Consider the following 12,371-nt stretch of genomic DNA (forward strand, 5'->3'; position numbering starts at 1 on the left):
GCAGAGGCTACCGGAGCAGACGCCCGTCGGCGCCCCTGAGTAACGTCTACCGTCGTGGCATCCAGGGACAGCGACGACGGCAGGTCGCAGGCGTGGCGTCGGGCACGAATCTGCGTGATCGTCGTGGCGACCGGGATCTCGGTGTTGGCCGTGCTGCTGGTCGTCGCCGCCTGGAAGAACGACCGCACCATCACCTCCGACGAAGGCACTGCCACGGCCGAGGTCCTCTCCGCCGGCAAGCTGCGTTCGGCCGTCAGCTTCGTCACTCCCGACGGCGTCACGCACAACCCGCAGCTCGGAGTGCTGTACCCGACCAATCTGATCGCCGGCCAGCGCATCGACGTCGAATACGCCAAGTCCGATCCGGATCTCGTGCGGGTCTCCGGCCGCGACGCCTCCGTCGCCATCGTTCCCGCGGGCTCGGTCGTCGTCGTGACCTGGGCCGTCGCGGTTCCCGTGCTGCTCCTGCTGCGACGACGCGAGCGGCAGCACCTGGCCGTCTGAGCCGCACTTCGATGTTTGGGTTCGCTACTCGTGGGTAACGCAGCGCCCGTGTCCCGGTGACACGTCGAAACGAGAACGACCCAACGACCGAAGGAGCTTTTGCGATGACTTCATCCACGTTGCTCGCGCAGTTGCGGGCCGTACTACAACTCACGAACACCGAGATCCAGGTCGCGGAAACACGCGTGGCCCAGGCGCGCACGGACGCGGTGCGCACGGAATTACGTCAGAACGCCGAGAACGGTCGGAAGCGGGCGGCGGAGATCGAGACGACTCTGCGTGACCTCGGCGGACTGCCCGACGTCGTCGCACCGTTCCTCGGGCGCACGCTCGCGCTGTTCAAGACCGTCGCCGAGCAGGCGCAGCCGTTCGACGAGGCACTTCTCGGCGACCTGGCGTTGGAACAGCAGCTGCTCGGCCGCGCCAAGTACATCAAGGCGCTCGCGACGGCGGACGACGTCCCGTCGGCGGTGCGTCTGGCCGAACGCCTGATCACCGCGCACAGCGCGACCGTCGACTGGCTGCAGACGGTACTGGCCGAGGAGGCCCTCGGTGGCCCCGCGGCTCTCCGACGGACTCCGCTGCAGGCGGCGGCAGGCAGCGCCGTCAAGCTTGTGAATACACCTGCCACCTGGTCCGCACGCGGACTGGACTACGCCGTCGACGTCGCGCGCACGACCCCGAGCCGCCTCGGGGAGTTGCTCGGGAGGGGCGCCCACGCGGGCACCATCGCAGCCCGAGCAGTGTCGGCCGGTGGCGACGCGGCACTCGAAGCAGCCGAGGACGTCGTCCGCGACGAAGGTGCGGATTCCGTCGCCGAAGCACTGCACTCGGTGCGGACGGGCACGGCGCTCGAACCAGGAGACCTGCCGATCGACGACTACGACACGCTCAACGTGAACGACGCCGTCGCGGAGATCAAGGAGCTGACGGACCCGGACGACATCAGAACGATCGTCGCGTTCGAAGAGGCGACCAAGAATCGTCAGGGCGTCGTCTCGGCTGCGCAGACGCGTCTCGCCGCACTGGCGAAGGACATCGTCGGGGTCGACTGACTGCTCGGACGGATGTCCGGTGCGGATGCGGCCCGTCGGTCGCATCCGCACCGTCGTCTTCTTCGGCCGGCCTACGCGATGACCGACACGAACGCCGCTTCCAGCGCGGACGCCACCGAATCGGATTGTCCGAGATAGCCGTTCACCATCGCCCCGTCGCGCAACATCATCAGCTGTCGTGCTGCGGATTCGACCTCGGAGACACCGGCGTCGGCAGCGAGCGCGGCGAAGTACTGCAGAATCCACTGTCGGTGCGCGTCGACGGCCACGCGAACCGGGTCGGCGGGATCGGCGAACTCCGCTGCGGCGTTGATGAACGCACATCCTCGAAAGCCCGGCCTGCAGCTCGCGGCCCCGATTCCGGCGGCCAAAGCACTAAGCGAACCGGCCGGATCGCCGTCGCGGCGAATGCTCGTCAGCCACGCGCGTTCTGCTGCTGCCTGCCCTTCCAGATAGGCGACGACGAGATCGCTCTTGGTGCGAAAGTGGCGATAGAACGTCACCTTCGTGATGCCGACCTGCTCGATGATCTTGTCCGCGCTCGTCGCGCGAATCCCGTTCGCGTAGAACTGTTCGTTCGCCGCGGTGAGGATGCGCGCCCGCGTGTCCGACGCCGACGGCCGCGGTGTCGTCTTCTCCGAAGTCTCGGCCTTCATGCCGGCAGTCTACGGTTCCGCGGTGGACGAACCAGTAACTATGTCGGCGCGACGCGACGGAAGCATTCGTGTGAACTTCGCTCGCCCGTAACGTCGCCGAAGCCGGCTGGCCCGAGACGCTCCTCACACTGAGGAACGTGCGAGTAGCCATCGTTGCGGAATCGTTCCTGCCCAACATGAACGGCGTCACCAACTCGATTCTCCGAGTGCTCGAACACCTGGAGCGAGGCGGACACGACGCCATGGTCGTCGCGCCGGACAATCCCGCAGGCAAGCCGCGGGCCGACGTCGAACACGGCCGCGTCCCCGTCAACCGTGTACCTGCGGTGATGGTCCCCAAGGTCAGCTCCCTCCCTGTCGGTGTTCCCGGACCCGGTCTGACGGCCACGATCCGGGCGTTCGAGCCCGACGTCGTTCATCTCGCGTCCCCCTTCCTGCTCGGTGCAGGCGGACTGGCCGCGGCCAACCGCATCGGTGTTCCCGCGGTGGCCGTGTACCAGACCGACGTCGCCGGATTCGCCGAAAGCTACGGCCTCGGTCTGACATCCAAGGCCGCGTGGCGTTGGACGCGTCGCGTGCATCGCGGCGCCGCACGGACGTTGGCGCCGTCGTCGTCGGCTGTCGAAGCGCTCGAACACCACGGCGTCCCGCGGGTCCACCGGTGGGCGCGAGGCGTCGACGCCGTCCGATTCGCCCCCTCGGCGCGACGCGAAACGCTGCGTCGACGTTGGTCGCCCGACGGCAAGCTGATCGTCGGATTCGTCGGCAGGCTCGCCCCGGAGAAGCACGTCGAGCGTCTCGCGTCCATCGCCGACGACGTGCAACTCGTCGTCGTCGGTGACGGTCCGGAACGGCCCGCGTTGGAGAAGCTGATGCCGTCGGCGATCTTCCTGGGTCAGCTAGGGGGAGACGAACTCGCGCAGGCGTATGCCAGCTTCGACGTCTTCGTGCACCCGGGCGAGCACGAGACGTTCTGTCAGGCGGTCCAGGAAGCACTCGCCAGCGGCATCCCGGTCATCGGTCCCGACGCCGGAGGTCCGCGCGATTTGATCACGCACTGCCGCAACGGCTATCTGCTTCCCGTCGACCGGTTCGCCGAGCTGCTGCCGAGTGCCGTCGCCGCGCTGCGATCGCCGGTGACTCGCGCACGCTTCGGTGAGGCGGCGCGCAAGTCGGTACTCCACCGCACGTGGCCTGCGATCTGCGACGAACTGCTCGGACACTACGACGACGTTCTCGGCTGGGAACGTCGCAGGACGCTGCGCACTGCATGAGTAAGCTCGAGACGTGCCAACAAGTTCGCGTGCAACGCTCGAGAAGGACCCACACGAGGTCGCGTCGATGTTCGACGGCGTCGCTCGCCGTTACGACATCACCAACACCGTGCTGTCGTTCGGCCAGGATCGGAGTTGGCGCAAGCTCACTCGGGCCGCGCTGAACCTGAAGCCGGGGGAGAAGGTCCTCGACCTCGCCGCGGGTACCGGAGTGTCGACGGTCGAGCTCGCGCGCAGCGGCGCGTGGTGCGTCGCCACCGATTTCTCGAAAGGCATGCTGCACGCGGGTTCCGGACGGCCCGTGCCGATGGTCGCAGGCGACGCGATGCACCTGCCGTACGCCGATGCCAGTTTCGACGCGGCCACCATCTCGTTCGGGCTGCGCAACGTCTCGGACTTCCGGGCAGGCCTGCGGGAGATCGCCCGCGTCACCAAGCCCGGTGGTCGGCTCGTCGTCTGCGAGTTCTCGACGCCGGTCTTCGCGCCGTTCCGCACGGTGTACATGGAGTACCTGATGAAGGCGCTTCCCGCCGTCGCCCGTGCGGTGTCCAGCAACCCGGATGCGTACGTCTACCTCGCGGAATCGATCCGCGCGTGGCCGACGCAGGAGGAGCTGGCGCGCACGATCGCCGACTGTGGGTGGTCGAACGTCCAGTGGCGCAACCTCACCGGAGGGGTCGTCGCGCTGCATCGCGCAGTGCGCTAGCGCGCCCGTGCGCGGAAAGTTGGCCCAGGGGCCGACTTTCCGCGCACGGGTGGCGCAGCCGCATCACGCGAACGGCGGGCGTTCGTCGATCTTCAGCGACGCACTGCCCGACGCGCGCCACGCGCGTGCGACGAGGTCCGAATCCGCCTCGGTGACAAGGTTTCCCATGACGCGGACGGCGACGGTCATCAGTGCGCGCGACCGCATTCCGATCGGACCGGTGGCGGGCAGAAACCGCGGCACCGTCAGTAGACCGGCGAGGCGTCGCGCGATCGAGAACGCCTGACCGTAGTGCTCGCGCAGAATCTTCGGCCACACCTCGGTGAGGTCGGCCTCGTCCAGGATGTCGACGACCAGGCGCCCGCCCTCGAGGCCGTAGTCGATGCCCTCGCCGTTGAGCGGATTCACGCACGCGGCCGCGTCGCCGATGATCGCCCAGTTGGGGCCTGCGACGTTCGAGACCGCTCCGCCCATCGGCAGCAGCGCCGACGCGACGGCTCGGAGGTCGCCGGTCAGTTTCCAGTCGTCGCGACGCTGCGACGTGTACAGATCCAGCAGCGGCCGCAGCGCGCCGGGTCCTGGGCGCTTGGCGGTCGCGAGTGTGCCGACGCCGATGTTCACCTCGCCGGTGCCGAGCGGGAAGATCCAGCCGTAACCGGGCTGGAGTGTTCCGTCGCCGTCGCGCAGTTCGAGATGCGACGAGATCCACGGATCCGACGAGCGTTCCGAGCCGATGTACGCCCGAGCGGCGACGCCGAACGTGGTGTCCCGATGCCACTCTCGACCGAGCTTCTTGCCGAGGGGGGAGCGGACACCGTCGGCGACGATCACCCTGGTGCACCGAATCTCGCGGCCGTCGGCGAACACGACTGCCGTGACCGCGTTTCCGTCACGCCGGACGTCGATGGCTTTCGCGCCTTCGAGCATCGTTGCGCCGGATTCGATTGCGGCGCTGCGTATTCTGTCGTCGAGTTCCGTTCGGGGGACCGCGCTGCCGACGGCAGGCAACGACCCGCCCGGCCATTCGAGCTGCAACTCCTGCCCGAATCCCGTCAACCGCAGACCGCGGTTCTCGGCCCGACCGCGCACCCATTCGCCGAGACCCAGCCGATCGAGCTCGGCCATCGCCCGCGGGGTCAGACCGTCGCCGCACGTCTTGTCGCGAGGGAAGGTGGCGGCGTCGGCGAGGACGACGTCCCTGCCGGCGCGGGCAGCCCACGCGGCAGCAGCGGAGCCGGCCGGGCCGGCTCCGACGACGAGAACGTCGGTAAAAAGGGGAGCGTTCACGCCTTCCAGTAAAGCAGCGGCGCGACGGCCCTCGTCGACCGAACCGAACCTTCCGTCATGGGCTACGACACCTTCCAACCATGTCACCCACTAGGTTCACTACGGTAGAACGAGGTACGTCGAGAGACGCCGAGAATCCGCGGACGACGAAGAGGACAGGACCAACAACTGTGAGCACAGACGACACGACTGGAACGACGGTCGTTGCCGGGGTCGATCTGGTCGATCCAGAGCTTGCACGAACCGTGGCCGCAGGACTGGAGAACGTCGAGAGTCTGATGATCTCGGAACTCTCCGACGGCGAGGACTTCCTGACCGAGGCCGCCCTTCATCTCGCGAAGGCGGGTGGCAAGCGGTTCCGTCCGCTCTTCACCGTGCTGACCGCGCAGTTGGGACCGAACGCGTCGGACGAATCGGTGGTGACCGCGGCCACCGTCGTCGAACTCGTTCATCTCGCGACGCTGTATCACGACGACGTCATGGACGAGGCGTCCATGCGACGCGGCGCCGAGAGCGCCAACGCGCGCTGGGGCAACAGCGTCGCGATCCTGGCAGGCGACTACCTGTTCGCACACGCGTCACGTCTGGTGTCGACGCTCGGTCCCGAGGCCGTGCGCATCATCGCCGACACGTTCGCCGAACTCGTCACCGGTCAGATGCGCGAGACGATCGGCGTCAAGAAGGATCAGGATCCCGTCGCACACTATCTGCGGGTCGTCTGGGAGAAGACCGGGTCGCTGATCGCGGCCTGCGGACGTTTCGGCGGCACGTTCTCCGGTGGCGACGCCGACCACGTCGCCTCGCTCGAGCGACTGGGCGACGCCGTCGGCACCGCGTTCCAGATCTCCGACGACATCATCGACATCTCGTCGGTGTCCGCGCAGTCGGGCAAGACGCCCGGCACCGACCTGCGTGAAGGCGTGCACACGCTGCCCGTTCTCTACGCGCTCCGCGAGGAGGGTCCCGACGGCGACAGGCTGCGCGAGCTTCTGGACGGGCCCGTCACCGACGACGACGCCGTCACCGAGGCGTTGGCCCTGCTCGATCGCTCGCCCGGGATGGCGAAGGCCAAGGCGACGCTGTCCGATTTCGCCGCCAAGGCGCATGCCGAACTCGCGACGCTGCCCTCGGGGCCTGCGAACGACGCGCTGGGCCGGCTCGTCGACTACACCGTGGAACGGGTGGGCTGACGCAGTCAGTGGTGGGATCGGGCGCAGCTGGGCTGACATCTCGTTTCGGAAGGGCTGACGCGGGAACCTCGACAGGTGTCGCGGTCGTTTCTCGGTTGAGGGAACGTCGAAACGAAGGAAGTGGCGACCAATGAGCTTCGCGAACGGGGCAAAGACTTTCGGGCTGCTCGTGGGCATGTCGGCGCTCATCGTGTTCATCGGGTCGCTGTTCAACAGTCCGGGGATTCTGCTCGCGTCGGTCGCCCTCGCGGTCGGCGTGAACGGATGGGCGTACTTCAACAGCGCCAAGCTCGCGCTGCGGTCGATGCACGCGCAGCCGGTCACCGAGGTCGAACAGCCGGCGATGTACCGGATCGTCCGCGAACTGGCCACCACCGCTCATCAGCCGATGCCCGCGCTGTACATCAGCCCGACCAACAATCCCAATGCCTTCGCGACCGGCCGCAACCCCCGCAACGCGGCCGTCTGCTGCACGACGGGCATCCTGCAGATCCTCGACGAACGTGAACTCCGTGCCGTACTGGGTCACGAGCTGTCGCACGTCTACAACCGCGACATTCTGATCTCGTCCGTCGCCGGCGCGATGGCCGCGGTCATCTCGGGTTTGGCGAACTTCGCCATGTTCGCGTCGATGTTCGGCGGACGCGGCAACAACGGGGCCAATCCCATCGCGCTGCTGCTGGTCTCGCTGCTGGGACCGATTGCGGCGACCGTCGTGAAACTGGCTGTGTCGCGGTCGCGGGAGTATCAGGCCGACCAGTCCGGCGCCGAGCTGACCGGCGACCCGTTGGCACTGGCATCGGCGCTACGGAAGTTGGAGCGAGGCGTGCAGGCTGCACCGCTGCCGCCCGAGCCACGTCTGGCGTCCGAGTCGCACCTGATGATCGCCAACCCGTTCCGCGTGGGCGACCGCGTCGGGAAGCTGTTCTCGACGCACCCGCCCATGGCCGACCGCATCGAGAGGCTGGAACGGATGGCCAGAGGCGGCTGACGCCGCACGTGAGTGCGAATGCGTACTGGGCTATACATTCGCACTCACGGGTGCGTAGCGCCTACCGGTAGTTGACGAACTGCAGCGCGATACCGAAGTCCTCGGCCTTCAGCAGCTGCTGGACGGCCTGCAGATCGTCGCGCTTCTTGCTGCTGACGCGCAGCTCGTCTCCCTGGATCTGAGCCTTGACGCCTTTGGGGCCGTCGTCGCGGATCTTCTTGGAGATCTTCTTCGCGTTCTCGCTCGTGATGCCCTGGACGAGTTTTCCGGTGACCTTCCACACCTTGCCCGACGGGGCAGGGTCGTTGGTCTCGAACGCCTTCAGCGAGACGTCACGACGGATCAGCTTCTCCTTGAACACGTCGAGGGCTGCCTTCACCTTCTCCTCGGACTCGGAGGTGATGACGATCACCTCCGACTCCCCGCTGCCGGACCACTCGATGGTGGTGCCCGAACCACGGAAGTCGAAGCGGGTCGCCAACTCCTTCGCAGCCTGACCGAGAGCGTTGTCGACCTCTTGCCGGTCGACCTTGCTGACGATGTCGAAGGAAGAATCTGCCACTGAGGAACTCCTGTGTCGTATCGAATGTTCACGTGCTGCGCACCCGACGTTAGCCGCTCCGCACCCCCGCTATCCACCCGGTTTGCGTTCTGGGGGCACAGTCGTTGTATTCTTTTCAGCGCATCGAAGAGAGCATGAATCTTCGACGTACACCCGGCAGATTGCCCGAGCGGCCAATGGGAGCGGACTGTAAATCCGTCGGCTTATGCCTACGTAGGTTCGAATCCTACATCTGCCACCCGAAGGGACCCCAGCGAGTTCGCTCGCTGGGGTTTCTCCGTGAAAAGGAAGTGCAGCGAGCCCGCTGACCACGTAATTTGGTAGTCGGCGTTCGAACTGTGTAACCTCTTGAAGGCTTCGGCGCACGGGAAACCGTGAACAGATGCCACGCCCCCTTAGCTCAGTCGGCAGAGCGTTTCCATGGTAAGGAAAAGGTCAACGGTTCGATTCCGTTAGGGGGCTCGCTGGATTGGATGGTTCGCCCAGACGATTCACTACCGAGTCCGCCTCGGCAGTGAGAAGGTGTAGGGGTGAGCAACCTGAGGCGGTGTAGCTCAGTTGGTAGAGCAAACGACTCATAATCGTTGCGTCGCCGGTTCAAGTCCGGTCACCGCTACACAAGAAGAATGCACAGTCCTGATTCTCCGGATCAGCGTTACCTGAAAGTAGGCATCCAGTGGCCTCCTCCACCGATGTGCGGCCCAAGATCACCTTGGCCTGCGAGGTTTGCAAGCACCGTAACTACATCACGAAGAAGAACCGCCGCAACGATCCCGACCGCATCGAGCTGAAGAAGTTCTGCTCCAACTGCGGCACGCATCGCGCTCACCGCGAGTCTCGCTAGCAGCGAGCCACTCGGCTGCAGGTTCTCGTTCGAAGTCGACGCCGCGCGTTAGGCTTACTTCTTCGCCCTAACGGATTTTGCGTCCTGGGTAGAAAAGGTACGAATTTCGCGTGACCGAAACCGATTTCCGCGTGACAGCGACGGCGCAACCTGTTGCGCCGTCGCACAATTCAGAAGTTCCGCAGGATCCCGCTGCGCACGCCGCCGCGATGGTCGGCCACCACTACAAGGTGGATCAACCGTACGAGGTAGGCCGGGAGAAAGTGCGTGAGTACGCGCGTGCCGTCCAGGACTGGCACCCTGCTCACCACGACGAAGAGGCAGCGAAGAGCTTCGGCTACGACGGGCTGATCGCGCCGCTCACCTTCATCTCGCTCGTCGGCATCATCGCGCAATCGCGGATGTTCAAAGAGTTCATCACCGGGTACGACCCGAGCCAGATTCTCCAGACCGACCAGCGTCTGCAGTTTCACAAGCCGATCCAGGTGGGCGACGAGCTCAGCTGCGAGGTCTTTCTCGAATCGTTCCGTCAGATGAGCGGCAGCGACATCATCACGACGAAGAACATCGTGACCGATCAGAACGGCGAGCTGGTGCAGACCACGTGGACCACGCTGGTCGCGCGCACCGGTGGAGAAGTCGACGAAAACATCGCCCACGCAGTGAAGGAAGTGATCATGCATGGCGCTTCGTAATTTCGCGGACGTGTCCGTGGGCGACGAGCTCCCCGAGCGCGTCGTCAAACTCACGCGTGGCGATCTGGTCAACTACGCCGGCGTCTCCGGTGACCCGAACCCGATCCACTGGAGCGACGAGGTCGTCAAGCTCGCAGGCCTGGACAACGTCATCGCCCATGGCATGTTGACGATGGGTCTCGGAGCGGGCTTCGTCACGTCGTGGCTCGGTGATCCCGGTGCCGTCACCGAATACAACGTGCGTTTCACGAGCTCGGTCTACGTGCCTGCGGACTCCGCTGCGTCGGTCGAGTACTCCGGCAAGATCAAGTCTGTCGACGCGGAAACGAAGTCGGCGGTCATCGCGATCACGGCCAAGTCCGAGGGCAAGAAGATCTTCGGACGCGCGACGGCCACCGTTCGCCTGGCCTGACCAGGTGGATTTCAAACTTTCATAGCCTGTGCAGTACACTGAGATTTCTGTGGTTGTTCAGCGCTGCGCGCTGCCTGAGTTCTCCTTTGGAGAGTTGTAGGGGTAGCGCGTATGTTGTGTGACCGCAGGACGGTCCGATCCAGTGCGGATCGAACCGAAGGGGCGTAGCTCAATTGGTAGAGCAACGGTCTCCAAAACCGTAGGTTGCAGGTTCAAGTCCTGTCGCCCCTGCCCACGTTGTACATCCCTCGCTCCGGCGAGGGTATCGACAATTTCGGCTACTGAGAGGAACGACGGTGAGCGAGGAGCGCGGTAAGCGCGACGAGACGTCGGAAGATGTTTCCGCGTCGGACTCGTCGACATCCGACGACACTGCGTCCGCCACCGACGAGGCAGCTGCATCCCGATCGGGCGCTGCCGGTTCCGAAGCCTCGGCCCGCCCGACCGGAAAGCGCACCACGCGCCGGACGCGCGCCGCATCGGTCGAGAAGACGCCGGCCGCCGCGTCGTCGGTCACCAAGGTCGCGACTCGCTCCGACAAGCCGCGTGAGCCGAAGCGCATGAACATCTTCAAGCGTCTGCGCAAGTTCCTCCGCGAGGTCGTTGCCGAGCTGCGCAAGGTCATCTGGCCCAATCGCAAGCAAATGGTCACCTACACAAGCGTCGTGCTCGTGTTCGTGGCATTCATGGTCGCGTTCATCAGCGGCCTGGATTTGGCGTTCACTCAGGGCGTCGAATGGCTGTTCGGCTGACCGGTATGGGTGAGCAGAACATGATCGACCCACGTACTGAACGAGAGAAAGGGTGCCTGCTGTGAGCACGCCGCACAACGACGCCACCGAAGTGGCCGCATTCGACGCCGATGTCGAGGCGACCCACCAGGGCCTCGAAGCGGAGCAGGCCGCTCAGGACCGCGAGACCGACGAGGCCATCGCCGACGCCGTCGAGGCAGAGGGCGCCGATGACGCGCAGGCCGACGACGCGGTCGCCGAAGGACTGGCCTCCGAGGCCGACGAGGTCGAAGACCCCGTTGCCGAGCTGAAGGCTGCGCTGCGACGCGCCCCCGGTGACTGGTACGTCATCCACTCGTACGCCGGTTACGAGAACAAGGTGAAGGCCAACCTCGAGACCCGCGTCCAGAACCTCGACGTCGGCGACTACATCTTCCAGGTCGAGGTTCCGACCGAAGAGGTCACCGAGATCAAGAACGGCCAGCGCAAGCAGGTCAACCGCAAGGTGCTGCCCGGCTACATTCTGGTGCGCATGGACCTGAACGACGAGTCGTGGGGCGCGGTGCGCAACACGCCCGGTGTCACCGGATTCGTCGGCGCCACGTCGCGTCCGTCGCCGCTGACGATCAACGAGGTCGTCAAGTTCCTCATGCCGCAGCAGGGCGAGAAGAAGGAAGCCAAGGCTGCAGGCGCCACCACCGATGCCACCGCCGCGGAGACCACGGCGAAGCCGACCATCGAGGTCGACTTCGAGGTCGGCGAGTCGGTCACCGTCATGGACGGCCCGTTCGCGACGCTCCCGGCCAGCATCAGCGAGGTCAACGCCGAACAGCAGAAGCTCAAGGTGCTGGTCTCCATCTTCGGCCGTGAAACTCCGGTCGAGCTCGGCTTCACGCAGGTCGCCAAGATCTAGCGGGCCGAACCACAGAACTTGCAGTAGTAACCGCAAGAAACCCGAGCGAATACAAGGAAAAAGAAATGCCCCCGAAGAAGAAGAAGCTAGCCGGGATCATCAAGCTTCAGATCCAGGCAGGACAGGCCAACCCTGCTCCTCCCGTCGGCCCCGCGCTGGGTCAGCACGGCGTCAACATCATGGAGTTCTGCAAGGCGTACAACGCCGCGACCGAGTCGCAGCGCGGAAACGTCGTGCCGGTGGAGATCTCGGTCTACGAAGACCGGACCTTCGACTTCAAGCTGAAGACCCCTCCGGCCGCCAAGCTGCTGCTCAAGGCTGCAGGCGTTGCCAAGGGCTCCGGCGAGCCGCACAAGACCAAGGTCGCCAAGGTCACCATGGACCAGGTGCGCGAGATCGCCAAGACCAAGCAGGAAGACCTCAACGCCAACGACATCGACCAGGCCGCGAAGATCATCGCCGGCACCGCTCGCTCGATGGGCATCACGGTCGAAGGCTGATCCTCAGCCGCAGCAGTACCCCCGTGGTAGGGCCGGCCAGGCCCGTCAACC

The 12,371-nt window shown here is 65.5% G+C and carries 15 protein-coding genes and 4 tRNA genes; 16 read left to right on the top strand and 3 right to left on the bottom strand.

What is annotated here, in order from left to right; all coding sequences use genetic code 11:
• The first annotated feature begins 54 nt into the window (after positions 1 to 54).
• Together DK926_RS01895 and DK926_RS01900 are read left to right on the top strand one after the other, a co-directional pair.
• Positions 55 to 504: a DUF3592 domain-containing protein gene (locus tag DK926_RS01895; protein WP_068429299.1), complete on the top strand. Its 450-nt coding sequence runs from the start codon at positions 55 to 57 to the stop codon at positions 502 to 504.
• A gap of 104 nt (positions 505 to 608) precedes the next feature.
• Entirely contained in the window at positions 609 to 1,559 is a 951-nt protein-coding gene (locus DK926_RS01900) for a ferritin-like domain-containing protein (protein WP_114328220.1), read from the top strand.
• 71 nt (positions 1,560 to 1,630) lie between these two features.
• Here the strand turns inward: DK926_RS01900 and DK926_RS01905 are convergent, their stop codons facing one another.
• Positions 1,631 to 2,215 (bottom strand): TetR/AcrR family transcriptional regulator, encoded by a 585-nt coding sequence (locus tag DK926_RS01905; RefSeq protein WP_114328222.1) that lies wholly within the window; start codon positions 2,213 to 2,215, stop codon positions 1,631 to 1,633.
• 137 nt (positions 2,216 to 2,352) lie between these two features.
• On the opposite strand from DK926_RS01905, the gene DK926_RS01910 reads away from it, so the two are divergent.
• A complete protein-coding gene (locus DK926_RS01910; protein WP_207890710.1) occupies positions 2,353 to 3,489 on the top strand; it encodes a glycosyltransferase family 1 protein in 1,137 nt (378 codons plus the stop codon).
• Positions 3,490 to 3,502: 13 nt separating this feature from the next.
• Entirely contained in the window at positions 3,503 to 4,195 is a 693-nt protein-coding gene (locus tag DK926_RS01915; protein ID WP_114328226.1) for a demethylmenaquinone methyltransferase, read from the top strand.
• A gap of 63 nt (positions 4,196 to 4,258) precedes the next feature.
• Here the strand turns inward: DK926_RS01915 and DK926_RS01920 are convergent, their stop codons facing one another.
• A complete protein-coding gene (locus DK926_RS01920) occupies positions 4,259 to 5,482 on the bottom strand; it encodes a geranylgeranyl reductase family protein (protein ID WP_114328654.1) in 1,224 nt (407 codons plus the stop codon).
• Positions 5,483 to 5,652: 170 nt separating this feature from the next.
• On the opposite strand from DK926_RS01920, the gene DK926_RS01925 reads away from it, so the two are divergent.
• Positions 5,653 to 6,672 carry a polyprenyl synthetase family protein gene (locus DK926_RS01925; RefSeq protein WP_068429308.1) on the top strand — a complete coding sequence of 340 codons (1,020 nt, stop codon included), beginning with the start codon at positions 5,653 to 5,655 and terminating at the stop codon, positions 6,670 to 6,672.
• A gap of 130 nt (positions 6,673 to 6,802) precedes the next feature.
• Complete coding sequence (gene htpX, locus DK926_RS01930; RefSeq protein WP_068429310.1) at positions 6,803 to 7,663, top strand: zinc metalloprotease HtpX; 861 nt, start codon at positions 6,803 to 6,805, stop codon at positions 7,661 to 7,663.
• Positions 7,664 to 7,724: 61 nt separating this feature from the next.
• Here htpX and DK926_RS01935 read toward each other — a convergent pair whose 3' ends face one another.
• A complete protein-coding gene (locus tag DK926_RS01935) occupies positions 7,725 to 8,225 on the bottom strand; it encodes a YajQ family cyclic di-GMP-binding protein (RefSeq protein ID WP_114328228.1) in 501 nt (166 codons plus the stop codon).
• Between the two features lie 155 nt (positions 8,226 to 8,380).
• Here DK926_RS01935 and DK926_RS01940 point away from each other — a divergent pair.
• The 10 genes from DK926_RS01940 to rplK all read left to right on the top strand — a co-directional run bounded on the left by DK926_RS01940 (position 8,381) and on the right by rplK (position 12,320).
• Positions 8,381 to 8,463, top strand: a tRNA-Tyr gene (locus DK926_RS01940).
• Between the two features lie 151 nt (positions 8,464 to 8,614).
• A tRNA-Thr gene (locus DK926_RS01945) sits at positions 8,615 to 8,687 on the top strand.
• Between the two features lie 81 nt (positions 8,688 to 8,768).
• Positions 8,769 to 8,841 (top strand) — tRNA-Met (locus tag DK926_RS01950).
• A gap of 60 nt (positions 8,842 to 8,901) precedes the next feature.
• Complete coding sequence (gene rpmG, locus DK926_RS01955) at positions 8,902 to 9,069, top strand: 50S ribosomal protein L33 (RefSeq protein ID WP_027498281.1); 168 nt, start codon at positions 8,902 to 8,904, stop codon at positions 9,067 to 9,069.
• Between the two features lie 209 nt (positions 9,070 to 9,278).
• The gene (hadA, locus tag DK926_RS01960) at positions 9,279 to 9,764 is read left to right on the top strand and encodes a (3R)-hydroxyacyl-ACP dehydratase subunit HadA (RefSeq protein WP_174551472.1); all 486 of its coding nucleotides are present in this window, start codon (positions 9,279 to 9,281) and stop codon (positions 9,762 to 9,764) included.
• A complete protein-coding gene (hadB, locus tag DK926_RS01965; protein ID WP_068429316.1) occupies positions 9,751 to 10,176 on the top strand; it encodes a (3R)-hydroxyacyl-ACP dehydratase subunit HadB in 426 nt (141 codons plus the stop codon). The genes hadA and hadB overlap by 14 nt, the downstream gene beginning before the upstream one ends.
• Positions 10,177 to 10,334: 158 nt before the next feature.
• Positions 10,335 to 10,407 (top strand) — tRNA-Trp (locus DK926_RS01970).
• A 65-nt stretch (positions 10,408 to 10,472) separates the two neighbouring features.
• Positions 10,473 to 10,928, top strand: a complete 456-nt coding sequence (gene secE, locus DK926_RS01975) for a preprotein translocase subunit SecE (RefSeq protein ID WP_114328230.1) — start codon at positions 10,473 to 10,475, stop codon at positions 10,926 to 10,928.
• A 61-nt stretch (positions 10,929 to 10,989) separates the two neighbouring features.
• Positions 10,990 to 11,820: a transcription termination/antitermination protein NusG gene (gene nusG / locus DK926_RS01980; protein ID WP_068429322.1), complete on the top strand. Its 831-nt coding sequence runs from the start codon at positions 10,990 to 10,992 to the stop codon at positions 11,818 to 11,820.
• 65 nt (positions 11,821 to 11,885) lie between these two features.
• A complete protein-coding gene (rplK, locus tag DK926_RS01985; protein WP_068099499.1) occupies positions 11,886 to 12,320 on the top strand; it encodes a 50S ribosomal protein L11 in 435 nt (144 codons plus the stop codon).
• Positions 12,321 to 12,371 lie beyond the last annotated feature (51 nt).

The sequence above is a fragment of the Rhodococcus sp. Eu-32 genome (assembly GCF_003336925.1).
GTDB lineage: Bacteria > Actinomycetota > Actinomycetes > Mycobacteriales > Mycobacteriaceae > Rhodococcoides > Rhodococcoides kyotonensis_B.